The 22,608-nt window shown below is 59.5% G+C and carries 27 protein-coding genes; 12 read left to right on the top strand and 15 right to left on the bottom strand.

The genetic code is table 11. The annotated features are described in order from the left end of the window. Positions 1–126 precede the first annotated feature (126 nt). The 12 genes from V8359_RS19010 to V8359_RS18955 form a co-directional block, all read right to left on the bottom strand. Positions 127–555, bottom strand: a complete 429-nt coding sequence (locus tag V8359_RS19010) for a DUF302 domain-containing protein (RefSeq protein ID WP_336430707.1) — start codon at positions 553–555, stop codon at positions 127–129. A gap of 62 nt (positions 556–617) precedes the next feature. Next, on the bottom strand, positions 618–1,886 hold the full coding sequence (locus V8359_RS19005; protein WP_336430706.1) for an NAD(P)/FAD-dependent oxidoreductase: 1,269 nt from the start codon (positions 1,884–1,886) through the stop codon (positions 618–620). Positions 1,887–1,917: 31 nt separating this feature from the next. Next, positions 1,918–2,601: a c-type cytochrome gene (locus V8359_RS19000; protein ID WP_336430709.1), complete on the bottom strand. Its 684-nt coding sequence runs from the start codon at positions 2,599–2,601 to the stop codon at positions 1,918–1,920. Between the two features lie 25 nt (positions 2,602–2,626). Continuing rightward, positions 2,627–3,817 carry a c-type cytochrome gene (locus V8359_RS18995; RefSeq protein ID WP_336430705.1) on the bottom strand — a complete coding sequence of 397 codons (1,191 nt, stop codon included), beginning with the start codon at positions 3,815–3,817 and terminating at the stop codon, positions 2,627–2,629. Continuing rightward, positions 3,801–5,072, bottom strand: coding sequence for a sulfite dehydrogenase (gene soxC / locus V8359_RS18990; protein ID WP_336430704.1), 1,272 nt, complete (start codon positions 5,070–5,072; stop codon positions 3,801–3,803). The genes V8359_RS18995 and soxC overlap by 17 nt, the downstream gene beginning before the upstream one ends. Before the next feature lie 27 nt (positions 5,073–5,099). Then, positions 5,100–6,797, bottom strand: coding sequence for a thiosulfohydrolase SoxB (soxB, locus tag V8359_RS18985; protein ID WP_336430703.1), 1,698 nt, complete (start codon positions 6,795–6,797; stop codon positions 5,100–5,102). A gap of 92 nt (positions 6,798–6,889) precedes the next feature. After that, complete coding sequence (gene soxA / locus V8359_RS18980) at positions 6,890–7,744, bottom strand: sulfur oxidation c-type cytochrome SoxA (RefSeq protein WP_442970409.1); 855 nt, start codon at positions 7,742–7,744, stop codon at positions 6,890–6,892. Between the two features lie 27 nt (positions 7,745–7,771). Next, positions 7,772–8,101, bottom strand: a complete 330-nt coding sequence (gene soxZ / locus V8359_RS18975; protein WP_336430702.1) for a thiosulfate oxidation carrier complex protein SoxZ — start codon at positions 8,099–8,101, stop codon at positions 7,772–7,774. Between the two features lie 20 nt (positions 8,102–8,121). Beyond that, the gene (gene soxY, locus V8359_RS18970) at positions 8,122–8,538 is read right to left on the bottom strand and encodes a thiosulfate oxidation carrier protein SoxY (protein WP_336430701.1); all 417 of its coding nucleotides are present in this window, start codon (positions 8,536–8,538) and stop codon (positions 8,122–8,124) included. A gap of 48 nt (positions 8,539–8,586) precedes the next feature. Beyond that, entirely contained in the window at positions 8,587–9,060 is a 474-nt protein-coding gene (gene soxX, locus V8359_RS18965; protein WP_336430700.1) for a sulfur oxidation c-type cytochrome SoxX, read from the bottom strand. A gap of 98 nt (positions 9,061–9,158) precedes the next feature. Next, positions 9,159–9,737: a thioredoxin family protein gene (locus tag V8359_RS18960; RefSeq protein ID WP_336430698.1), complete on the bottom strand. Its 579-nt coding sequence runs from the start codon at positions 9,735–9,737 to the stop codon at positions 9,159–9,161. 29 nt (positions 9,738–9,766) lie between these two features. Then, complete coding sequence (locus V8359_RS18955) at positions 9,767–10,504, bottom strand: cytochrome c biogenesis CcdA family protein (protein ID WP_336430697.1); 738 nt, start codon at positions 10,502–10,504, stop codon at positions 9,767–9,769. A 135-nt stretch (positions 10,505–10,639) separates the two neighbouring features. On the opposite strand from V8359_RS18955, the gene V8359_RS18950 reads away from it, so the two are divergent. The 4 genes from V8359_RS18950 to argE all read left to right on the top strand — a co-directional run bounded on the left by V8359_RS18950 (position 10,640) and on the right by argE (position 13,748). Then, positions 10,640–10,975 carry a hypothetical protein gene (locus tag V8359_RS18950; RefSeq protein WP_336430696.1) on the top strand — a complete coding sequence of 112 codons (336 nt, stop codon included), beginning with the start codon at positions 10,640–10,642 and terminating at the stop codon, positions 10,973–10,975. 112 nt (positions 10,976–11,087) lie between these two features. Next, complete coding sequence (locus V8359_RS18945) at positions 11,088–11,423, top strand: ArsR/SmtB family transcription factor (RefSeq protein WP_336430695.1); 336 nt, start codon at positions 11,088–11,090, stop codon at positions 11,421–11,423. Positions 11,424–11,469: 46 nt separating this feature from the next. After that, complete coding sequence (locus tag V8359_RS18940; protein WP_336430694.1) at positions 11,470–12,525, top strand: YeeE/YedE family protein; 1,056 nt, start codon at positions 11,470–11,472, stop codon at positions 12,523–12,525. Between the two features lie 65 nt (positions 12,526–12,590). Then, positions 12,591–13,748, top strand: coding sequence for an acetylornithine deacetylase (gene argE, locus V8359_RS18935; RefSeq protein ID WP_336430693.1), 1,158 nt, complete (start codon positions 12,591–12,593; stop codon positions 13,746–13,748). 44 nt (positions 13,749–13,792) lie between these two features. Here argE and V8359_RS18930 read toward each other — a convergent pair whose 3' ends face one another. Further along, a complete protein-coding gene (locus V8359_RS18930; RefSeq protein WP_336430692.1) occupies positions 13,793–14,932 on the bottom strand; it encodes an aromatic ring-hydroxylating oxygenase subunit alpha in 1,140 nt (379 codons plus the stop codon). A 105-nt stretch (positions 14,933–15,037) separates the two neighbouring features. Between V8359_RS18930 and V8359_RS18925 the strand changes: the two genes are divergently transcribed. Then, a complete protein-coding gene (locus V8359_RS18925) occupies positions 15,038–15,946 on the top strand; it encodes a LysR family transcriptional regulator (RefSeq protein WP_336430691.1) in 909 nt (302 codons plus the stop codon). 120 nt (positions 15,947–16,066) lie between these two features. Here the strand turns inward: V8359_RS18925 and V8359_RS18920 are convergent, their stop codons facing one another. Then, positions 16,067–17,254, bottom strand: coding sequence for a winged helix-turn-helix domain-containing protein (locus tag V8359_RS18920; protein WP_336430689.1), 1,188 nt, complete (start codon positions 17,252–17,254; stop codon positions 16,067–16,069). Positions 17,255–17,386: 132 nt separating this feature from the next. Here V8359_RS18920 and panB point away from each other — a divergent pair, with 132 nt between their 5' ends. From panB to V8359_RS18895, 5 genes are all read left to right on the top strand, one after another. Next, positions 17,387–18,226: a 3-methyl-2-oxobutanoate hydroxymethyltransferase gene (panB, locus tag V8359_RS18915; RefSeq protein WP_336430688.1), complete on the top strand. Its 840-nt coding sequence runs from the start codon at positions 17,387–17,389 to the stop codon at positions 18,224–18,226. Next, entirely contained in the window at positions 18,223–19,071 is an 849-nt protein-coding gene (panC, locus tag V8359_RS18910; RefSeq protein ID WP_336430687.1) for a pantoate--beta-alanine ligase, read from the top strand. Before panB ends, panC begins: the two co-directional genes overlap by 4 nt. A 288-nt stretch (positions 19,072–19,359) precedes the next feature. Beyond that, positions 19,360–19,485 carry a hypothetical protein gene (locus V8359_RS18905; RefSeq protein WP_336430686.1) on the top strand — a complete coding sequence of 42 codons (126 nt, stop codon included), beginning with the start codon at positions 19,360–19,362 and terminating at the stop codon, positions 19,483–19,485. A gap of 26 nt (positions 19,486–19,511) precedes the next feature. Continuing rightward, entirely contained in the window at positions 19,512–19,787 is a 276-nt protein-coding gene (locus tag V8359_RS18900) for a hypothetical protein (RefSeq protein WP_336430685.1), read from the top strand. 47 nt (positions 19,788–19,834) lie between these two features. Next, positions 19,835–20,047, top strand: a complete 213-nt coding sequence (locus V8359_RS18895) for a hypothetical protein (protein ID WP_336430684.1) — start codon at positions 19,835–19,837, stop codon at positions 20,045–20,047. A gap of 396 nt (positions 20,048–20,443) precedes the next feature. On the opposite strand, the gene V8359_RS18890 is transcribed toward V8359_RS18895, so the two are convergent. Next, positions 20,444–21,406, bottom strand: coding sequence for an IS1595 family transposase (locus tag V8359_RS18890; protein ID WP_336430683.1), 963 nt, complete (start codon positions 21,404–21,406; stop codon positions 20,444–20,446). Between the two features lie 31 nt (positions 21,407–21,437). On the opposite strand from V8359_RS18890, the gene V8359_RS18885 reads away from it, so the two are divergent. Together V8359_RS18885 and V8359_RS18880 are read left to right on the top strand one after the other, a co-directional pair. Next, positions 21,438–21,734 (top strand): DUF6471 domain-containing protein, encoded by a 297-nt coding sequence (locus V8359_RS18885; RefSeq protein ID WP_336430682.1) that lies wholly within the window; start codon positions 21,438–21,440, stop codon positions 21,732–21,734. Continuing rightward, a complete protein-coding gene (locus V8359_RS18880) occupies positions 21,692–22,546 on the top strand; it encodes a hypothetical protein (RefSeq protein WP_336430681.1) in 855 nt (284 codons plus the stop codon). The genes V8359_RS18885 and V8359_RS18880 overlap by 43 nt, the downstream gene beginning before the upstream one ends. Positions 22,547–22,608: the final 62 nt, after the last annotated feature.

Here is a 22,608-nt window from a genome sequence, read left to right as displayed (position 1 = left end):
CGGGTGTTTCGATGCTGAGCCTGTCCGCGATTGTGGCGCTTTTGTCCATCGTGACGGGCGCGTTGGTTGCGGATCGCGCGCTTCGGCGCGCGCCCGCGCTGCAACCTGCGGAGTGACGCGGGCCGTCTACTCCATCGCCTCGTTCACGATGTCGCTCAGCAAGGTTTGAACCTCTTGCATCGGTCCTTCGGGATATTGGCGGTGACCCAGCATGACCTCACCGTCCCGTTCGGCCACGAATATGCCATAGGGGCAGTGGACAAGGTTCATCGGATCGGCCTCCATCACGCTTCGTGAAACAGTGGCCGAGCAGAACAGGAAAACGTCCGCCTCTTTGAACAGGGTCACGTCGCTTCCGACATCCTCGCCGGTGCGCTCAAGCATCTCACCCACATGGCTGACATAGTCGATCACGAGGCCGCGCCCGGTGATGGCACTTTCCACGGCAAAGGTGGCGTCGTCAAAACTTCCGCTGAAGGGGTAAGTGATGGCGTCTTCGGCGGCCACTGACGTGCCGATACCCAGTGCGGTGATCGTTGCGAATACCTTAAGCATTTTGATCCCTTTCCTTGTGAAGATCGCGGCGGTGATACGCTTCAGCCGCCGCGACCGTGGTTTCAGCCGAACATGTCCGACGTGATCCCGGTATACCAGCCCTCGCTTTCCTCGTAGGTCGCCTTGCGCAGGGCACTGTCTTCGCCTGTCTGGCTGATGAAGCCATCTACCTTGGCGATCTTCTCGTCGGTGGCTTCGTAAGTGGCGCCGACTTTCACGCCGTCATTGGTCGCGATGAGTGACCAACAGGTGTTCGAAAACTTCGGCGGAAAGACCTTGGACCCGGTGAGCGCACCGCGCACGGCATTGGCGCAGACCTTTGCCTGACTGTTGGCTGCAAAGCCGGATTTGGGCATGTCGCCCTGCTGGCTTGCATCACCCAGAACGTAGACATCCGGGTCGGCTTTCGTGGACATGTCCTCGGCGTTGACCGGGGCCCAGTTGCCATCGGTCACGCCCGCGATTTCGGCAATGCGCCCGGCCTTTTGCGCCGGGATCACATTGCAGACATCCACCTTGGTTTCTTCGCCGTCGATGGTGATGGTCATATCATCGGGATTGACCGACACGTTGCCGCCGCCGAAATCCTCACCGATCCAGTCGACCATGCCGGGATAATGATCATTCCATCCGTTCTGAAAGAGCGCCATCTTGGAAAACTTGGGCTTGGGGTCCGCCACGATGATCTTGCCGGTTGGATTGTTGGCCTTGAGCACATGCGCGACCATCGACACCCGTTCGTAAGGGCCGGGCGGGCAGCGATAGGGATTGGGCGGGGCCACCATGGCAAAGGTGCCACCCTCGGGCATCTCTGCAATCTGTGCCTTGAGCAGTTCGGTCTGCGATCCGGCCTTGTAGGAGTGGGGCATCGCATTCTGAGCGGCGAGGCTCCAGCCCTCGACGGCACCGTCGACGAAATCGATGCCGGGGCTCAAGATCAGCTTGTCATAGGGGAGAACCGCCCCGCCGGCCAAGGTGACCGTCTTGCTGTCGCGGTCCACGTCCACGGCCCAGTCATGCACGACGTTGATGCCATACTCGGCCGCCAGCGTGCCATAGGTATGGCCGATATCCGCCAGCTCCTTGAAACCGCCCAAATAGAGGCTCGAAAAGAAACAACTGAAATAGGTCCGCGACGGCTCGACCAGGGTTACGTTGATTTCGCCCTTGCTGTCCTTGGCGAGATAGCGCGCGGCAGTGGCCCCGCCGGCACCGCCGCCGATCACAACGACACGCGCCTTTTCGTGGTTAGATGCCAGAACGCCCGGAGCGGATAGTGACGCCGCCGCAGCGGCCCCGGTGCCTAAGAATATGCGTCTGTTAAGTTTCATTTCGTGTTTCCTCCCTTGGTTTAAATGCGCCTCATTCGAGGTCTTTGAAATAGGCGGCCAAAGCCGCGATCTCTTCGTTCGACAACCGGCCTGCCATCATCTGCATCACCGGATGAGGCCGCAGCTTGCGCTTGTAGGCGTGCATCGCGACGACGAAATCTTCGGTGGGCCAGTGGATTATCGAGGGGATTCCGTCCGAACTGCCATCGGATTTGTGGCAGGTCAGGCATTCACTGGCGAGATATTCACCATATTCCGGATCGCCATCAAGCGCGAGAATTTCGGGATCAAGATCATGGTCGGTAGGCAGCGCGGTGGGCGCGGCCTCGGGAATGTTGGCGGGATTGTCCGAAAAAGTTCTGAGATAGGCCATAAGGTCGGCCCGATCCTGAGCGTCCTTCATGCCCCGGAAACTCATGCGTGTCCTTGAAACGAGTGCGCGCGGGTTCTCGATATAAGCATCAAGGGTTTCGGCGTCCCAGACAAGCCCGTCCGCACCCGCCCGGACCATCGCCTTGGAATAGGCGAACCCTTCATGCGCCGCTGCACGACGCATGAAGATACCGTTGAGATGGGGCCCGATACGGTCCACGGCATTCGCACCGACCTGATGGCAGCCTTTGCATTTGCCATAAAGGCGCTCGCCGCGCTCTGTGTCGCCGATCTCAGCCGCGAGGGTGAGACCGGGGAGGTGGACTGCCAGTCCGAGACACAGGGCACCGAGCTTGTTTCTCACGTGGCTACTCCGAAACGCTTCTGAGATAGGCGATGATGGCGCTTTGGTCGGCTTCTTTTCGAAGCCCGGCAAAGCTCATCTTGGTGCCCTTGAGATACGTTCTCGGCTTGGCAAGGAATGCCGAGAGTTCTGCTTCGGTCCAGATCAGCCCATCTTCGGCTGCCGCCTCAAGGGCGTTCGAGTATCTGAAGCCGTCCACAGCCCCCGCAGGCGCATCGACGATGCCGGTCAGGACCGGGCCGACGCGGTTCTTGGCGCCCTCGCCGACCTGATGGCAGGCCTTGCATTTGCGATAGACCTTCTCGCCCGCAGCGACCATCTCGGGATCTAGGGCCGCCGCTTCGGTCTCCGTCGCCTCGGGGGTGGCTTCTGCCGTGTCTGTGTCGGCGGAAGCAGTGTCTTCGGTCGCCGCGGCTTCGGTCTCTTCTTCCTCGGGGGTTACGTCCAGAACACGGGCCCGCATGGTGATTTCGACATTGTCCTTGCAGTCACTCATGCAGGGCTCGGTCGTCCACAGCGGATATTCCGTTTCGGCCCGGTCATCCACGATGAAGCCATCCGCGTTGGGAAGCTCGATATCGGTGAAGTTTTCGTGCGAGAGCGTGAAATCATCTTCGACGAGGTAGTTGGAATAAAGGATGTAGGCCGTGATCGCATAAACCTCGTCGTTGGTGAGGCTTTGGGCATCGCCAAAAGGCATGGAGCGGTGAACGTAATCCCATGTGGTCGACAGGTAGGGCCAGTAGGAGCCGACAGTTTTGACCGGGTCCTTGTCGGCCAAGGTGCCCTCGCCCCCTGCAAGCTTGGGCCAATTGCCCACGCCTTCGGCAAAGTCACCATGGCAGGAGGCGCATTTCGCGGCAAAGACAGACTCGCCCGTGGCGACATCCCCCGACCCTTCGGGAAGACCGGTTCCATCCGGGAGGACATCGACATCCCACGCGGCTATTTCTTCGGGCAGGGCGGGGCGGCCCAGCCCGTACCCACCATCCGGTGCTGCGGTGCTGGCTGCGTCTTCGGTGGCCGTGTTTTCGGTTGGCTCGGGCTGGTCGCTGCTGGCGTGCGCCTGCGTCACCAGCTCGGGCGAAACAGACGGAATTTCCACGACGAACTGATCGGCGACAACATAGGCCAAGGACAACACACCGACCACGCCCCCGGTTGCAGGGGCAAAGATGTTAAGAAACTTCGACATTTTCCGCCTCGCCATTCTCGCGCACCCACCATGTCTGGATGCCGTTATTGTGGTAGATCGAATTCTCGCCGCGGATTTCACGGAGCTGATCCTTGGTTGGCTGCACATAACCGGTGTCGTCCATGGCGCGGCTTTGCAGGAGCATCTCTTGGCCGTCCCAGTCCGTATCGAGATAGAACCGGGTGAGCGCCATGCGATCGCCCGGCTGGGCAAGACGCGCGGTTTCCCAGGTTTTGCCGCCATCCTTTGAGACATCGACACGGGTGATCGCACCCCGGCCGGACCATGCCAGCCCGGTGATGACCAGCGGGCCGGGGCCGTGGGCAACAGGGGCTTGTGGGCTGGGTGAGGTTACAACCGACTTGGCGTCCATCGCCCATGTCCATTTGCGCGATGTGCCATCGGCCAGCGTATCGGTATATTTCGACGTTTCCTCGCGGCCTTCGACCGGACGGTCCAGCACCTCGATCCGGCGCAGCCACTTGATCCACATATTCCCTTCCCAGCCGGGCACCACGAGGCGCACCGGATAGCCGTGTTCCTTGCGTAGCGCCTCGCCATTGGCCTTGAACGCGACGAGAACGTCGTCAAGCGCCTTTTCCATGGGGATCGACCGCCCGTTGGAGCTTGCGTCGGCCCCTTCGACAAATATCCATTTGCCTGCGGTATCGTATCCGGCTTCCTCGAGGATCGTGCGCAAGGGCACGCCGGTATATTCCATGTTGTGGATCATGCCATGGGTGAACTGTGCCCCGTTGAGCTGCGCCCCCGCCCATTCCATCCCCGAGTTTGCCGCGCACTCGCAGAAATACGTGTGGTTTTCGCGCGGGAACCGTTCGAGATCATCGTAGGTAAATACAAGTGGACGATCGACCATGCCATTGATCATCAGCCGATAGTCATCCTTGCTGAGTTCGATGGCGCCCGAATGGTGGCGCTCGAACGCGCAACCCGCAGGGGTGATCGTGCCATCAAGCGCGTGAATCGGTGTAAAGTTGATCGAGCTGATGGTGTCGGCGGTCAGCCATTCGACATTGCGCCGCACAACGTCATCCTCGAACCGGATCGGAAGACCGTAGGGCACCTCGTCGACGCCGACACCCAGCCCGCTCGCCCATGGCTGAACCTCGGTTATCAGGGGGTCGGGGGTTGCGGCGCGGGCGGTTCCCGTCGCGGCGACGCCCACCACGGCCGCGGCGCTTCCGCTCAGGAAGGCGCGGCGCGATGCGGGCTTGTTCAGAAAGTCATTGGACATGACAGGGGGTCTCCTTCTCAGGTCAAATCACTGGCCGGTTACGGTAACACTGGTGTTGGGCGTCGAGCTTACGGTGCCCATCTCGCGGATATGTTTCTCGACCACGTCCCAGATGGGCGGTCCTTCGGTGCCTTCATTGACGCTGGCCCAGCCGGCCACCACGTAATTGCGCGCCGGGTCGATCGCTTCGCCCGTAGCGAGAAGAGTCATGTTGCTGATCCGCTCGCCCTGGGGTTTCGAGATGTCGATGTGGTAGCCCATGCCACCGACGCGCACCATGTCGCCGCCCTGCTGATAATAGGGGTCGGGGTTGAAGATGTTGTCGGCCACGTCCTCCATGACCACTTTGAGAAATTCACCTGACATCTCGGTGCGGTAAGCCTCGGGGTAGGTCATCGAGGTGACGTTCCAGATATCTTCGCGCGTGATGTCCTGACCGGGGATAAGCGACGGGCCCCAGCGCACACCGGGCGACAGGGATATTTCGGCATCCCGCTGTTCAAGAAGCGCATCACAGATCAGGTCATCCCAGGTTCCGTTGAAGTTGCCGCGCCGGTAGAGAAGGCTGTCGGTCTGGCCCACCACCTCCCCGAGCTGATCCGCGTAGGGCGCGCGCTGTTCGTCGATAAGCGCGGTGATCTCTTGTTTGGGTTCGATCACGTCCGAAAAAATCGGGATGAGTTTGTGCCGAAAGCCAGTCATGCGGCCATCTTCGACGTTGAGATCAACGCGGCTGACGAATTTGCCGTTTGACCCGCTCGCCACGATGATCGTGTCGTCCACAAGGACGGGTTCGGGAAGGGCGTCATGGGTGTGCCCCGACAGGATCACGTCGATACCGCTCACGATACCCGCCATCTTCTTGTCAACGTCAAAGCCATTATGGCTGAGGCAGACAACGAGTTCGGCGCCTTGCGCGCGCACCTCGTCGACGATTTCCTGCATGTGCTCGTCGCGGATGCCAAATGCATATTCCGGAAACATCCAGCCGGGGTTTGCGATGGGCATGTAAGGGAATGCCTGTCCGATCACCGCGATTTTCACGCCGCCGCGCTCGAAGAATTTGTAAGGCGGGAACAGTTCGGCGGGTTCGTCCCATTCGGCATCGAATATGTTCTGGCCAAGGGCCGCGAAAGGCAGGCCTTCGACAATTTCGGAGACGCGATCGCTACCCAATGTGAATTCCCAGTGGAAGGTCATCGCATCGGGCTTCAGTGCGTTCATGACATTGACCATGTCCTGACCCTGCGTGTGATAGCAGGTGTAGGAGCCGTGCCAGGTATCTCCGCCATCCAGAAGCAGGACGTCAGGCCGGTCAGCGCGGATCGAGTCGATCACAGTGGCCACGCGATCAAGGCCGCCAACGCGCCCATAGGCGCGCGCGAGTGACGAAAAATCGCCTGAGCTGAGGGCGTAGTGCGCGGGGCTTCCATCATCGATGCCATAGAGGCGGCGAAAGTCAGCGCCTGTCACATGTGGCACATCGCCCTTATTGGGGCCGACACCGATATTGACCGAAGGTTCACGAAAGTAGATGGGTTTCATCTGCGCATGGATGTCGGTCACATGGATCAGCGAGACATTTCCGTAAGTGTCGAACGAAAGCAAATCATCCTGCGTGAGCGCCTGTTGCGCGGCAAGCCGGCCCCACTGGCCAAAGCCCGAAGCGCCGACCAAGGCCGAGGCCGCCATGCCGACCTGTAAAAAATCGCGACGCGAGATCATCCTGTCTCCTTCACCGCATACATGCGGAATATTGAATATTTGAGCGTGTAGAAAACCCCGCCAAGCACAGGCGTGGCGGGGCATTCATCGGTTCAGTTTCGGACAGACGGCCCTTCGACCGACAAGCCGTTGCCGCGCGAGGCGACGTAAAGCTCAAGTGCTACGAATTCGGGGCTGCCGGGTTTGTAGGTCTCGGCGCGCGTATCGCGCACACAGCCTTTGAAGCGTGCATGCACCGCGTTGAGCTTGGTGTTTTTCAGACGATAGACCGGAAAGCCGTTGATCTGACCCTGGCTGAGGTGATCGGCGCGGATCATGCGGCCATAATTATCCTCGTGGCAATTCGCACAGCTCAGCTCAAGCTGACCGGTGCGCGTGTAGTAGAGTTCCTTGCCATCTTCCCACGTGGATTCGGCCGGTCCGTCGATGGCGACATTCACGGGCATCCCGCGCGACACCGACGAAATGAGAGCTATCATCGCCTGCATTGTGCCGCCGGTGTATTTCAGCGGTTCGGCCCCCATGCGGTTTTCACGGCAATCATTCACCTGCATTTCAAGCGTGCGAACCTCGCCCGCCGCTTCGTTCCACTTCGGATAGACCGCGCGCACACCGGCGAGCGATTCGGGTTCGTCGTGGCACGAGGCGCAGGAGTTTCCTTCGGTCCCGACCACTTCTGACCAGTCGTCTCTTGCCTGTTCGACAAAGATCATGCCCGGGTTGTCGAAATCATCGGCCTGCATCGCGCGTGTTTCAGTGCCGCGAAAGTGCCAGCCCGACATGATCTCGTCCAAGGCATCCGAAAGGTGCTCGGGTGCGTCAGTGCGCGTGGTCATCTCGATGTCTTCATTGACGACGAGCGTATCTTCCACGGCCTCGGCCAAGGCGGCCCCGGCTGTAAATAGCAGCGGTCCCAAAGCGCCAACGGTGATCATTTTTCTTATCATTGTTGTCCTCCCTGTCAGGTCCGGCGCTTATTCGACGGAAATCTTCTTGGATGTCTCGTAGACCGATCCGTCATCATCATACCAGGTGAACTGGAACTCGCCCGTTTCGGGCACCGTCGCTTCGAATTCGAAGAACGGGTTGGTCGAAATCGCGGGTTCGAGCGTCACGTCGATCACGTTCTCGCCGTTGAAATCGCAGGTGAAGCGATTGATGATTGAGCGGGGGATCTTGTTGCCGTCGCTGTCCTTGCGCTGGCCGCTTTCCATCTTGTGACTGATCAGCGTCTTGATCGTGATCGCCTCGCCGGCGCTCGCGGTCTTTGGGACTTTGACGCGGGGTCTAACACCTTTTGCCATGTTTCTAACTCCTTAATACCTTAGCCGCCGCAGCCGCCGATTGTGACTTTGACCGTCTTGGTGGCTTTCGCGAACGAGCCGTCTTTCATCTTGGCGATGGCGACAACGTCCTGCGTGCCGGCAAGACGGATCCGCGTCGAGGCTGTGTGACTTGCCGCGAGCGGGCCGAACTTGAAGGTTGCAACGGGGGGTGTCGGATTTCCGAGTGCCAGAACCATGATCTCGCTTGCGCCGTCGGCGTCGACCTCGATCGGAACGGTGTTGCCGTTTTCCGCGATCTCGGGCGCGGTGAGCGTGACGCCGCTTTCGGCCATCTCGGCCCCGCCGGTAAACGCCTCGATCAGGTCTTCGCCCGCTGCATTCGCCGCCATGGGAAGGCCAAACGCCACCATGGCGCCGGTCCCCATGATCATGACTTTACGTCGTGTCAGTTCCATTTTTCATGCTCCTGATTTCTGTTGAAGATACCGCCGGTGCGGCCTCTGTCATTCCTTGAGGGTCGCGAGATATGCGACCACGTCTTCGATCTGCTGGGCCGTGAGAAGCGGGCCGAACGTGTCGTCCGCCGCCTTGCCTGTGTAGGCCTTGCCCGGACGGATGAAGCCTTCGATCTTGTAGAACGAGGGCATCATCGAGTCGGGGAACATCATCTTGGCGTTGGCCACGATGCCGCGAAGTTCGGCTTCGCTCCAGCGATAGCCAGCACCATCGAGCATCGGGCCGATCTCGCCTTGGAAGGGAACTTCGCTCAGGTCGCTGACCACGTGGCAGGCCACGCAGTTGCCCAGGCTCTTGTTGCCTACGATGTTGCGGCCTTCGGCAGCATCTCCCGGCTGACCGCTGAGCGATTGTGTCAGAGCGCCATCTTCGAACTTGACTTCTGTCGGCTCGATTTCGGCAGCGGTTGCGATGCCTGCCGCCAATGCCAGCCCCAGCGAAAGGGTGAGTGTCTTTGCCATGCGTCCTCCCAAGACATATTCAGTTTTTTGTATATTATTAGTCCACCGGGATGGCATGGGGCAAGGCTTAATCCAAAATCCCCGCCATTCCCCCGGCTTCAGTCCGTCTCGCCATTGTCGCGTTCGCGAATCCGGCGGGCGTGATAGCGCTGAAAATCTTCCCCATTGTCAAGCTCATAGCGCTTCTCAGCGACCCAAGTAAGCATGTCGAGCGTGGTGCCCGGACCGAACGCGCCGGGCATGATCGCCACGGCGGCCTGTGCCGCGCTTTGGTCTTCAGAGACCTCCTCGGGCAGAAAGAGAATCGACGGGGTGAAGAGAAGCCCCCACTTGCGCGCCGCGTCTTTTTCACTGAGTGCCTCGCCGTCCAGATCGGTGACTTCGGTGTCGCCATGCAGGTTCATTTGCACCACGAAATAGTTTTCGTTGATATAGGCCGCGATGTCTTCGCGCGGGAAAACATCTGTGTGCATCTGAGCGCAATAGATGCACCCGCGCTGCTCCATTATGATGGCAAGCCGCTTGCCTTCAGCATTGGCTTCGGCAAGATCCTCGCGCAGATCCTTGAATGTGTCGCGCATCCAGTCGGTCTTGTGCAGCCCGTCATCGCCAAGCTCGGCAGTCTGTGCCGAAGTGGCCAGAAGGACGGCGGCCATGAAGGTAAATATGCGTGTCATCTTAGTGCCTCCGTATCAGATCTTCTGGGTCAGATTTTCTGGAATGCCGGAAAGGCTTCGAGCATCCATTGGGCTATGTAGTTCACACTATCAGTGGCGATGAGCACGGCAAACAGGATGAGCAGAAGGCCCATCGCCTTTTCGACCTTCGGAAGGTGCTGCCGGAACCGCGAAACGAACTTCAGGAACGGCCCGATGAAAAGTGATGCCGCAATGAACGGCGCGGTCATGCCGATGCCGAAAACGATCAAAAGCACAAGGCCGCGCGTCGCCGTCGCCTCGGTGCTGGCGGCGAACACGACGGCGGTCAGAACGCCCCCGACACAGGGTGTCCAGCCGGCCGCGAAAGCGAACCCGACGACATAGGCGCCCAGCACTGACATGTTGGTCGTGTCACCTGCCTCAAGCTGAAACACGCGGTTAAGAAAGCCGATGCGGATCACACCAAGAAAATGCAACCCCATGATTAACACCACGATCGCCGCGAAGAGACGGAACTCGGTCTGCATTGATCGAAATGTCTGGCTCAGACCGTAGGCAGCGGCGCCCAACAGGACAAAGACTGTGAGAATGCCAAGCGAGAACATCACAGACGCCAGCACCGCCCGGAGGCGCACGCCCGGAGCCAATGTGCCATCGCCGCTGATTTCTGAAACCGAGGCCCCGGCCATATAGCTCAGGTAAAAGGGGACGATGGGCAGGACACACGGTGAGAAAAAGACGAGAAGGCCACCCAGAAGAGCGCCCAGTAGCGTGACATCCAGCATGGTGGCTCCTCGTTGGCTTGAACATATTCTGAAATGAGAATATTTATAGCCATGGTCCCCGTCAACGGAGTAACGCCCTTGTTTGCCATGCGATCGATATTGGCCGCACTTGTGTGCGGTTTGTGGCTGTGGCCGATGCCGCAGGCCCGTGCCGCCGAGTTGATCATGGTCGAGCAAGTGGGCTGTCCTTGGTGCGAGCGATGGAACGCCGAGATCGCACCGGCCTATCCCAAGACGGAAGAGGGCCAGCGCGCGCCGTTACGCCGCGCCGACCTGCATGATCTTCCCGATGATGTGGAGTTCAGGTCTCCACCGGTGTTCACGCCAACCTTTGTGCTTGTCGAGAAGGGGCGCGAACTTGACCGCATCGAAGGATATGCGGGTGACGAGTTTTTCTGGTTCCTTCTGGATCAGATGCTGAACGCGCACCCCGAAGCGACCGCCATCCCCGAGACGGAGGGCGCGGAGTGATGCGGGCGCACGCCACCAAAGTCATGAATGCGGCACCGGGTGCGCGTGACACTTGTCACGATGCGGGCCACGCGCTAGGCCAAGAAACGCCGATCTGATGAAGGACAACATCATGTCCCTGCCTGTCATTTCGAAAGACATGAGCGACGAAGACATCACGCGCATGATGAAGAATGCATGCGACGCCTCGAACTTTCTCAAGGCGATCAGCCATGAGGGCCGGTTGATGATTCTCTGTCATCTTGCCAGTGGCGAAAAATCCGTGACCGAACTGGAAGAGCTGTTGTCATCGCGACAGGCCGCCGTGTCGCAACAGCTTTCGCGGCTGCGAACCGAGGGTCTTGTGCGGCCGCGTCGTGAGGGCAAGACGATATATTACAGCCTTGCAGACCAACGGGCGGTGCGAGTGCTCGAAGTGGTTTACGATATCTTCTGCAAGGAGACCTAGCCAGCGTGCCGCCGCGTCTGCGGGGCGGCCAAGGAGGACCATCGCGATGATACTGGGTATGCAGGAAGCGATGATCACCGCGCTTTGCGGCGCGGGGGGTGGCATCGTTTTGGGCCTCGCTGCGCGACTCGGTCGGTTCTGCACCTTGGGTGCCATAGAAGATGCGCTTTACCAAGGAAGTGATACGCGTCTTCGGATGTGGGGCCTTGCCATCGGTGTCGCGGGTGTGGCGAGTTTCACTTTGGTCGCGCTTGACCTTCTTGATCTTGAGCGCACGATTTATCACGCCGCGCCGTTTTCTCCGGTCGCAAGCGTGCTTGGTGGTTTATTGTTCGGATATGGCATGTCCCTCGCTGGCAATTGCGGCTTTGGCGCGCTGGCGCGCTGCGGGGGCGGCGATCTGCGGTCCTTCGTGATTGTCCTTGTCATGGGAATCGCGGCCTATGCGATGCTCTCGGGGCCCATGGCCGGGCTGCGCATGTCGCTTGTCCAGATGACCAGCCTGCCGGTCCAGACCCGCGATATCGCCACGTTGCTAAGCGCGCCAACAGGGATGCCGGTGTGGATCGTGGGTGGCGTGATTTGTGCGGTGATCGCGGGGCTGGCGCTTGCCGCGCGCTCGATGTGGGTGGCGCCGGAGCCGATCCTCTGGGGGGGATTGGCCGGAATGGCCGTTGCCAGCGGCTGGGCCGGAACCGCATGGGTGGCGCGCGACGGATTCAGCGTGGTTCCCGTGCTCAGCCATACCTATACCGCCCCACTTGGTGAGACGGTAATTTATCTCATGACGTCGAGCGGGGGAGGGCTGAGTTTTGGTGTGGGGTCCGTTCTGGGAGTTTTGTTCGGCGCATGGCTGGGGTGCGTGATCAAGGGGCATTTCCGGTGGGAGGCCTGTGAAGACCCCAGAGAACTCAGACGGCAGGTTCTGGGTGCCGTTCTGATGGGGTTCGGCGCGGTGCTTGCGCTGGGATGCACGATCGGGCAGGGCATTTCGGCCTTTTCGGTTCTGGCCTACAGCGCGCCCTTGACGCTTGCGGCGATCCTCGCCGGTGCGGCGTTTGGTTTGCGGCAGCTAATCACCGGTTTCTCCGAAGTGGGGTAAACAGCGTCCCTTGCGCCTTTGCACGAAACGCGCGAGACCTTGGATATGGAACCGCAGGGCATGTTATGACCTCCACCGCAGAAATACTCGACCGTCTCATCGCATTCGATACGGTAAGCCGTAATCCCAACATGGCGTTGATGGAGTATGTGCGCGCGACGCTGTCCGAAGCTGGTATCGCATCGACGCTGATCCCGAACGAGGAGGGGACCAAGGCCAACCTGCTTGCGACAATCGGGCCCACGGACCGTGGCGGTGTCATGCTTTCGGGGCACACGGATGTTGTGCCGGTCGAGGGGCAGAACTGGACCAAGCCGCCCTTTCGGCTGACCGAAGAAGGTGGACGGTATTACGGGCGCGGCACGGCGGACATGAAGGGCTTCGTGGCCTGTGCCCTTGCGGCGGGGCTGCGCGCCGCGAAGCGCGATCTGAAAACGCCGCTTCACCTTGCGTTTTCCTATGACGAGGAAATCGGCTGTCAGGGGGTGCGTTCGATGATCGACCTCTTGCGTGACGCGCCGGTGCGGCCCGCGATGTGCATCGTCGGTGAACCCACGTCGCTTACGGTGGCTACGGGTCATAAGGGCAAGATCGCTCTCAAGGCGCGTTGTGTTGGCCGCGAAGGACATTCGGCGCTTGCGCCTTTGGCGATGAACGCGCTGCATCTGGGGGCCGACCTGATTCATGAGCTTCGTGCGGTTCAGGCCCTGATTCTTGAGGATGGCGCGCAGGATGGCGATTACGATGTGCCCTATACGACGGTTCATGCGGCCAGAATGGCGGGTGGAGTCGCCCTTAATATCGTGCCCAACCTGTGCGAGGTGGATTTCGAGATACGCAACGTCGCCGAGGACGATCCGCAGACCATTCTCGCGGATATTCGGGCCCGGGCGAACCGTATTGCCGCGCGGGTGTCGGACCATGCGCCGGAGGCGGCCATCGAAATCACCGAAACCTTTTCCTATCCGGGCCTGAATACGCCGGGCGCGGCCGAGGTGGTGGGCTTCGTCAAATCGCTGACTGGTGGGAATGCTACGTGCAAGGTCGCATTCGGCACTGAAGGCGGGCTTTTTTCGCAGGAGTTGGACGTTCCTACGGTGGTTTGCGGCCCCGGCTCGATGATGCAGGGGCACAAGCCCGACGAATTCGTCGAGGTCAGCCAGATCAGCCGGTGTGACGAGATGCTCGAGACGCTTCTGGACCGGCTTGAAGCCGGGATGTGAGCCAAAAGCGTTGCGCCTTTAAACTGAGACCTCGGTGAAACGCGTTAGGCCGGGTTGATACGCGCGTTCAGGTAGCAGGCAAAATCATAGTTGGGTCGTTCAAGATGCGAGAGATGTCCCGGCGCGGCCATGTCCGAGCATAGGCCGGCATAGACCTTTTCGGTGCAACCGCGGTCTTCGATGTTCACATCGTCCAGCAGTGACTTTACAGACTCGAAATGGGCCTGCGCCTCGGGGTCATTCACGAACTCCGGGGACATGCCGCCACCAAAGCGGATATCGACGCGTCCGACACCGTCGGGATGCAGGCTGAGATACCAGAAATAGCCGGGCGTCAGCGTGATCAGCAGGCTGGGATAGATCGCCAGCAGGAAGGTTGTCCTTCTGCGTTCGCCTTTGATCCGTGTGTTGGTGGGGTGCGCGTTGGCAAGCTTGAAATCGGGATCCTTGAGAATCCAGTGATAGTTGAACGCGGGTTCGCCGGGCGGGCATTCCATTTCTTCAAGCTTGGAAAATCCGCCGATGGTGCCCGCGTGACAGACCGGCAGGTGGTAACTCTCCATGAAATTCTCGGCCAAAACTTTCCAATTGGTGTCCCATTTGTGGGTCTCAAAGAATGTCTCGGCATAATGCTCCATCCCGAAATCAGCGATCAGCGCCTCGACATCGGCAAGCTGTCGGGAAACCGGGGCCGCCTCCGGGTTGAGTGAGATCATGATCCAGCCCAACCATTCCTCGCATCGCACCTGCGGCAGGCGGTAGGACTCCTTGCAGAAGCTTTCATTCCTTGTCATCGCGGGGGCGCCCCGCAACTTGCCATCAAGATTGTAGGTCCACGCGTGATAGGGGCAGATGATCGCGCGCGTATTGCCCGACCCTTCGAGAAGGGTGGACATCCGGTGAAGGCAGACATTCGATTGCGCCCTGAGTGTTCCGTCGCGATCGCGCAGCACCATGACCGGCTGACCGGCCAGTTCGAGTGTTGTATAATCGCCGGGCTTCGCCAGTGCCTCTGCGCGCCCGACACAGAACCAATCCTTGCGGAAGACCTGCGACAGTTCTGCGTCAAGGAACGCGGGGCTGGTATAGACCGATTTCGGCATCGCGCGGGCCTGTTCGAACGGAAGAGCCACGTTCTGAGCCAGTTCGGCCATCGGCGAGATTGTGATTTCCTGATGGGTCATGTTCGGCGATCCTCGGGGTTTTGAGTGTGCTTTCTTGTGATAATCGGGTGGACAAGTTTTGCAAAATTCATTCTTTATTCGTTTTGAGTAAAGAAAAGCTATTCCATGCCCGACTTCACGTTGCGACAGCTCGAATACCTGATTGCCTGTGTCGATACCGGTTCGGTCGCGGCTGCGGCGGCGCGGCTCAATGTGTCGTCGCCCACGATCTCGGTCGCCATTGCCAAGTTGGAGGACCAGCTCGGCATGCAGCTTTTGCTGCGGCGCCATGCTCAAGGCGTGACATTGACCGGGGCGGCCGCCGATCTTCTCCCGATGGCGCGCAATCTGCTGTCGCAAGCCGATGACTTTGGGCGCGCGGCGCTTGACGCGGGGCAGGGTGTGCGTGGCCGGCTTGGTGTCGGCGCGCTTTCGACATTGGCGCCCAAGGTTCTGCCGGGGGTGATCCGTGCCATGGCCGAAACCTATCCGGGCATCAGCGTGAACATTCGGGAAGGCTCACAGGCGCAGATCATCGATACGCTGCATGCCGGGCATTTGGATATCGCCCTGCTCTATGACATCGACCTGCCCGCAAGTCTTGAGCGCATACCCCTTGCCGCGCCGCCAGCCTATGTTGCGCTGCCGGAGGATCATCCGCTTGTGGCCTGCGGCGACATCGCACTGAGCGAGCTGGTGGATGAACCTCTTATCCTGCTCGATATGCCGCCCAGCCGGGACTATTTTCTTGGCCTCTTCCGGGCTCAGGGGCTTGAGCCGCGGGTGGCCCAGACTTCGCCCTCGATTGAATTGGTGCGCGGCTTGGTGGGGCAGGGCCTTGGATATGCGATCCTTGTCACCCAACCCGAAAGCGACCTGACCTATGATGGACGGCGTATCGTGTCGCGACCTCTGCGCGATTGCCCGACGCGTAGCCCGATCGTGATCGCGCGGCCTTCGGGTCTCCGCGAGACGCGGATGATGACGGCCTTCGCTGAGGTGGCGGCGCAGGAAATCGGCGGGGCCGCGACGTGAAACTGAAAAGGCAAGTGCCGAAGCAAATGATGAAAACGCCAAACATCACAAGGTAAAACGCTTCTACCGGTCAAATCGTTCTGCTGGCTTACCCCAGCGTACGGTGCCCCCTGTCGATGCTCAGCACTCTATGGCGCCCTTCCGCTCGGGCGTGGCCCAAGTCACGCGTGTGATTTGGGCAAGCCGCGCAAACCGTCGCAACTCGGCATCGAGCTTGTCATATCGCGAGGCGGGCCATTTGACCTCTGGCTCGGGCCAGAAGCCTGTGACGCGCATAAGGTTCTCGCGCCGGTCGGCCTTGACTTCGATCCGGCCAACGAACCGATCTCCTTCAAGCAGGGGATAGACATAATACCCCCATCGTCGCTTGGCCGCCGGAACGAACATTTCGTTCCGATAGTCAAAACCGAAAAGGCGCTCGAGCCGGGAGCGGTCTCGCACTGCGGGATCAAACGGATTGAGTAGACGCAAGCGGGTGGTGGGCGCGGGCGCCATGGCAAGCCGTGTCTCGATATCGGGTGCCGCGAGTGCCGCGATGCTCCGCCCGTCCGCGCCCTCGATCTCGACCGGAACAAGATCGCGGGCACTCTCGCGCCATGTGCGGGCCTCGGTGGCGCTCATGGCCTCCCAAAAGCGCTGCACCTCACCGATTGTGCCAATGCTGAGACGGTCAAGCGCGGCCCGGCAGAGCCACTCCACCTGCTCATGATCGGGAGGCCCTTCGCGGAGCGCGGCGGGGAAGACCCGTTCGGCGAGATCGTAGAACTTCACGAAATTTTCGCGATGGCAGGTCGCTAGTTCTCCGGCATACCACATCTGATCCAGCGCCTTCTTGTGAAGCGGGCGCGCCCACATCTCGCGGCTTTGCGCCTTGGTTTCGAATGCATGGGTAGAAAGCGCCCCTTCCTGCGAGATTCGGGCGCGTATCGCGGTGATCTGATCACGGGCGAGGCCCGACTGATACCATTCATGCGACGCGACCTTTGCCCCCAGCCTTTGGAACTGCCGCTGCCAGAAGGGCAGAAAGTCCATCGGGATGAGTGAGGCATCATGGGTGAAATGCTCGAAAATCGCGCGGTCGCGACCCAGACGGGGCCAGAGCATGCCTTCGCGGTAATTCTGATTGCGGGACCACAGGATGTGATTGTGGGCGCGTGTCACGTTTCGGATCGTGTCGATCTGAACAAAGCCCAGCCGCCGGATCACACCCATCACGTCAAGCGGTCCGGTGGGGGCCGTGCTCAGGCCATTGGTCCACAGCCATAGGCGACGGGCATCACGGTTCGGGATGGGCAAAGCGGCAGTCATGGCGCAAAGCTTTGGCTGCGCGCATCTTGTCGTCAAGGTGCCAACAAGAGACCTTGACGCTTTTTCGTGGAAATCGGAGTCCCCGTTTGATACCCATCGCCGCATCGCAGCAATGCCGAGAAGGGGGCCAGGATGAGCGCCACAGCCAAAAAGACTGTTCCGATGCCGGATGATATCCGGGCGATGAAGGGCGGGACGCCCATCGTAAGCCTCACGGCCTATACCACGCCGATGGCGCGGATGATGGACGCGCATTGCGATTTCGTGCTGGTGGGTGACAGCGTCGGAATGGTTCTGCACGGCATGACCTCGACGCTGGGCGTGACGATGGACATGATGATCCTGCACGCCCGCGCGGTGGCCCGTGGTCTCAGCCGGGCGATGATGGTCGTGGATATGCCCTTCGGGTCGTATGAGGAAAGTCCGGCGCAGGCCTTTCGCAACGCCGCGCTTATGATGCGCGAGACGGGCGCGGGGGCGGTCAAGCTCGAAGGCGGGCAGCATATGGCCGAGACCATCGCGTTCCTCGTGGCGCGAGGGGTGCCGGTCATGGCGCATGTCGGCCTCACGCCGCAATCCATCAACACACTCGGCGGATACAAGGTTCAGGGCCGTGACGATCAGGCCGAGGCGCTGATGGCCGATGCCCGTGCGGTGGACGCGGCCGGGGCGTTTGCAGTGGTGCTTGAGAAGGTGCCTGCCGCTCTTGCCGACAGGGTGACGGACGAGGTGTCCATCCCCACGATCGGGATCGGGGCATCGGCGGGCTGTGACGGTCAGGTGCTTGTGGTCGATGACATGCTGGGGCTTTTCACCGCGTTCAAGCCGAAATTCGTAAAACGTTATGCGACGTTGGGCGAAGATGGCGAGGCTGCGATCGCCGCCTATGCCGCCGAGGTGCGGGCGCGCAGTTTTCCGGGCGAAGAGCACACATTTGGCGCGGACGCTCCAAAGAAAGCCCCCGGCAAATGAGCGCGCCAATTCTGCGCGGTGTCGCGGACCTTCGGGCGCGGACCGCAGACTGGAAAAGAGCCGGAGAGACGATCGGCGTGGTGCCCACCATGGGCGCGCTGCATGACGGGCACCTGTCTCTGGTCGCGGCGGCCAGGAAAAGCTGTGACCGGGTCATCGTGACGATCTTCGTGAACCCGAAACAGTTCAATAACCCTGACGACCTCAAGAGCTATCCGCGCACCGAGCACGATGATGCAAAAAAGCTCGAGCGTTTTGAAGTGGACGCGATTTTCGTGCCGGATGGCGACGAGATGTATCCCGACGGATTCTCCACGACTGTCACGGTCACCGGGCTCACGGATGTGATGGACGGCGTTCATCGGCCCGGTCATTTCGCCGGCGTCACGACAGTGGTGGCTAAGCTTTTTTTGCAAACCTCCGCGACGGACGCGTTCTTTGGCGAAAAAGACTTCCAGCAACTTCAGGTGGTTCGCCGGATGGCGCATGATCTGGACATCCCGGTCACGGTGCATGGCTGTCCGACGATCCGAGAGATTGACGGGTTGGCCATGTCGTCGCGCAATCTCATGCTATCGGACCGGGCGCGAACCCTCGCGCCGCGTTTGCACGAAGAAATGGAGCGTATCGTAGAAGGAGTCCTGAAGGGCGGCGATTTTGAGGGGTTACGGACCGAGGCGTTGACGCGGCTTCAGAAAAACGGTTTCGGCGACGTCGATTACCTTGAGATGCGGGCCAATGACGATCTTTGTCTGCTAAAGACACCCGAGCGTCCGGCGCGCCTTTTCGCGGCGGCGTGGTTGGCTGGTGTGCGGCTTATCGACAATATCGCCGTCGAGGTGTGACCGGTTCCTTCTTGCCGAAAATATCCGGCCTTATGTATCAAACGCACCAAAAATATAGCTGACTTTTCGGCCCGTGTGAATAACCCTTGGCCCATGCAGGACCGGACCATCAACAATGCGCTGCTGGCTCTGTATCGAACAGGTGAAGGCAGGGAGCACGTAGAGGCTCTAATGGCCTTACGTGGCATCGAAGCGCCGAGCAGAGTGCATGACAGGCCGCTATCGCGCGGTAAGTGCAAAAGACTGGCGCTGTCTATGCTGCCCTGCACATCCTCAAAGCTCGCTGACGTGATACAAAGGCAAGTGCCGGGCATTACCCGCAAGAGTGCGGCGCAAAGAGCCTACATGGCGCTGCTACGGCTTGAGAAGGCGGGTGTGGTGAAGCGTGAGGGGCGGGTGTGGCTGGCCCCGTAGGGCCAACCACGGAGAGGCTAAAACTGATGATCAGTTATGAACCGGTAAGCGCGCTTTTGAGCGGGCTCGCTCTTGAACTTGATGAACTTGCTTCCCCGCGCCGCCTTCCGCATGGATTCATTGAGGCTACGCTGCGCAACTTCAGTGATGAAGGCTTTGACCTCTTTGAGGACGTTTTCACGTGTATCACTACGCCCGCATTTGGGACAGACAAACACACTATCGTCCTTTCTATCAGCGGGACCTTCAATAGGTACGCGACACGAGCCGCAAAGGATGCTTTGGGTGTCAGCACTCATTGACGCAACCCTCCCAGAGCATTTTGGGCGTTAGCAGAAGGACGCAACCCATGACGAAGATCAGTTTCAATGCGCAAGCGCTCGGCGTCGCCAGTTACAGCAAGGGCGGCGATATGGGTCATGCCCATGCGCGAGGCCCGAGCGAAACCATCGTGAGACGCGATCCCAGCATTGAGTCTTTGTTCAAGAGATTGGGTTTCACCAACGTAGAGCGCTTCCCAGTTCCCAGAAGGAATTTGCCTACAGAAGATGTAGACACCTGAGACATGATTGAACCGTGTCCCTACTGAGTAAGTCTCGAAAGTGTACGATTGCCCGCTCGCACCGCGCCAAGTCACGTTAACAGCCATTTTGCTGCCCTTTTCACTTTGTGTGACGGGTCGCCTTGACTGTCGGATTCTTCAAGGTGTAACCTTGACCCACGTTGCCCGAATATCCGCAGCGACCCGTCCTGATTGGGTTGCGGAACCGGAAACTACAGCGCCGTTGCGGGTACCAGCCGTGGCGGCGCTTTCATTTCCAGCGTCAATGACATGATCGAATCGAAGGGGTGCACGAGTCAAGAGGCGCAACCGCAATAAATTGCGGCACATCACTAGATATTCTCTTGTGACAACACTAAACCACAAGACCGCGCCGATTCGCAATCCGCAGAAAGCTTACGCCGCCCGCTGCCAATACCCCTTCCAGTTCCGGCTGACCGGTGCGCCCATGCTGTTCGCCACCAGACGGTGCGCCAGTTCGCCGTTGTCAAAGCGGCGGTTGTCTTCAAGCCATGCGGCGTGGTTCGCATACTGGTGCAGGTATTGCGGGCTGACGTGGTGGTGCTGGCCCGACACCATGCGGCGCAAGCGCGAGAAATAGCTTTCCGCCATGTTGGTGTGCTTGCCGTGATCGCTGTAGCACTCGCTATGGTTCACGCGGTCCACATTCCAGCCCATGTGCAGCAAATCCCAATGGCTTGCCTCATCGGCTGACATAGTGGCCATGCGGCATACGTTCTCATTTGCCAGCGCAACGCCTTCACCTTCATCCATGCCGACAAACGGCAGGGTGCGGCCTGTGCGTTCGCGCATGGCGATCACGACGCGGCGCTTGCCGGTCTGGTGGATTTTCAGGCGACGGTCTTTACGGTCTGCCTTGTGGTTCGCGGGGCGAACGTGACCGCCAAAGTATGCACCATCAATTTCAATGTGACCTTCCAGCACTTCGCCGGTCTGGACCTCCTGCGCCATGGCTTCGCGCAGCTTGTGAGCCAGCACAAAGGCGGTCTTATATTGGCAATCCAGATCACGGGAAAGCTGCACCATGGAAACGCCCTTCGATGCGTTCACAAGGATGCAGATCGCGGCGAGAAGGTCCACAAAGTCCATCTTGCGGCTGGCAAAGATCGTGCCGCTGGTCACGCTGAACTGGTGCGCGCACGCCTTGCACTTGAACTTGCGGCGGGTGGTGATGCTGTAGGTCTCATCATGGCCGCAGCGCGGGCAAACCGCCTCGCCAGCCGTCTCAGGCCAGCGCATCTCGCAGAACGTCTGGTAAGCCGCGTCCTCGCCTGCCTTGTAGATCGAGCGCAGGCTGAGGGTGCGGGATGCTGCTGAAAGAAGGAAGTGCTGTGCCATTGTCATCATATCCTGTGCTTATGCACCATATATGATGATATTGCGTTTCCATGTCAAGTGCTATAGCATCATAAATGATGATGATAGCACCATAGGTGATGAAATGCCGACACGGACGAACTGGGAAGAAAAGGCAAAGGGGCTACTGCGGGCAGAGATGTCCCGCCACAGTGTGACCTACTCTCAGCTAGCAGAGCGACTTTCTGATCATGGTGTTGAAGACAATGAGCGGAATTTGCGCAATAAAGTAGCCAGAGGAAAATTTACCGCTGGATTCTTTTTGTTATGTTTACACGTCTTGGGGTCATCACACTTGTATTTGGACTGACTGCCTCACTAGGGCAGGCCCAAGATGAGCGAGATGACAGACAGGGGCAAGCACAAGCCAATCAACAGCCAACCCAAGTTTTTCCGCTTCCGATCCCTGTTGACATTGTCGAGGACGAGGCCACCGCCGAGGCCCGCGAGCGCCGCGCCGAAGAAGCCCGCCAGCGGGAGATAGCGGACCTTGCGGCCCAAAAGGGAATGAACGCCGCCACACAATCCATTGATGCGGCGACTCAGGACATGCGGGATTATGCGCTGTATTCCACATTGCTTGTCGCGGTCGGAACGGCGCTTTTGTTTTACACTCTTTGGTTGACCCGTCAGGCAAACGCCGCCGCCCAAGCCGCAGTGGACGTTACGAGAGAAATAGGAGAGGCGCAGGTTAAAGCGTATCTTTCTATTAAAAGAATGAAAGGCGTTTTGCATACCGCTGGTGATAATCCCTTTGTAGAGATTTGGGCCACCGTCAAAAACAGTGGGCAGTCTCCTGCCTTGGACGTAAGAGTTGGCGTCGATGGTAAAATTTTCGCGCGCCACAATCATCAAGATGGGTTTGGCGACATTGCGGGTGGTGCCACCTCTGAAAGGCGATTGTTGCGAAGTCTTGAACCCCCTCTCGTGGCGAACGGGCGTGGAAAAGTGGCCTTCCTGTTCGATGTAAACATTTACTTTAAGGACGTTTTCTCTAAATCTCCTGAAATCAAAAAAGTCTCTGAGCGGCTCCACGGGCATTTCGATTTTGAAAGCGCTGCAAAGGCTGACTTCACGCCCGTTGATGTCAGCATTGCAGAGGTAATACTGGAGAAGGATTGAGGCTAAAAATCCAATCACCGCTCATCCCTCCGAGCGGCTGGTGCGTTTGATACATAAGGCCG

The sequence above is a fragment of the Roseovarius sp. E0-M6 genome (assembly GCF_037083845.1).
Taxonomy (GTDB): domain Bacteria; phylum Pseudomonadota; class Alphaproteobacteria; order Rhodobacterales; family Rhodobacteraceae; genus Roseovarius.
Note: the sequence above shows the minus strand (reverse complement) of the source record. Positions and strands in the feature narration are given on the sequence as shown.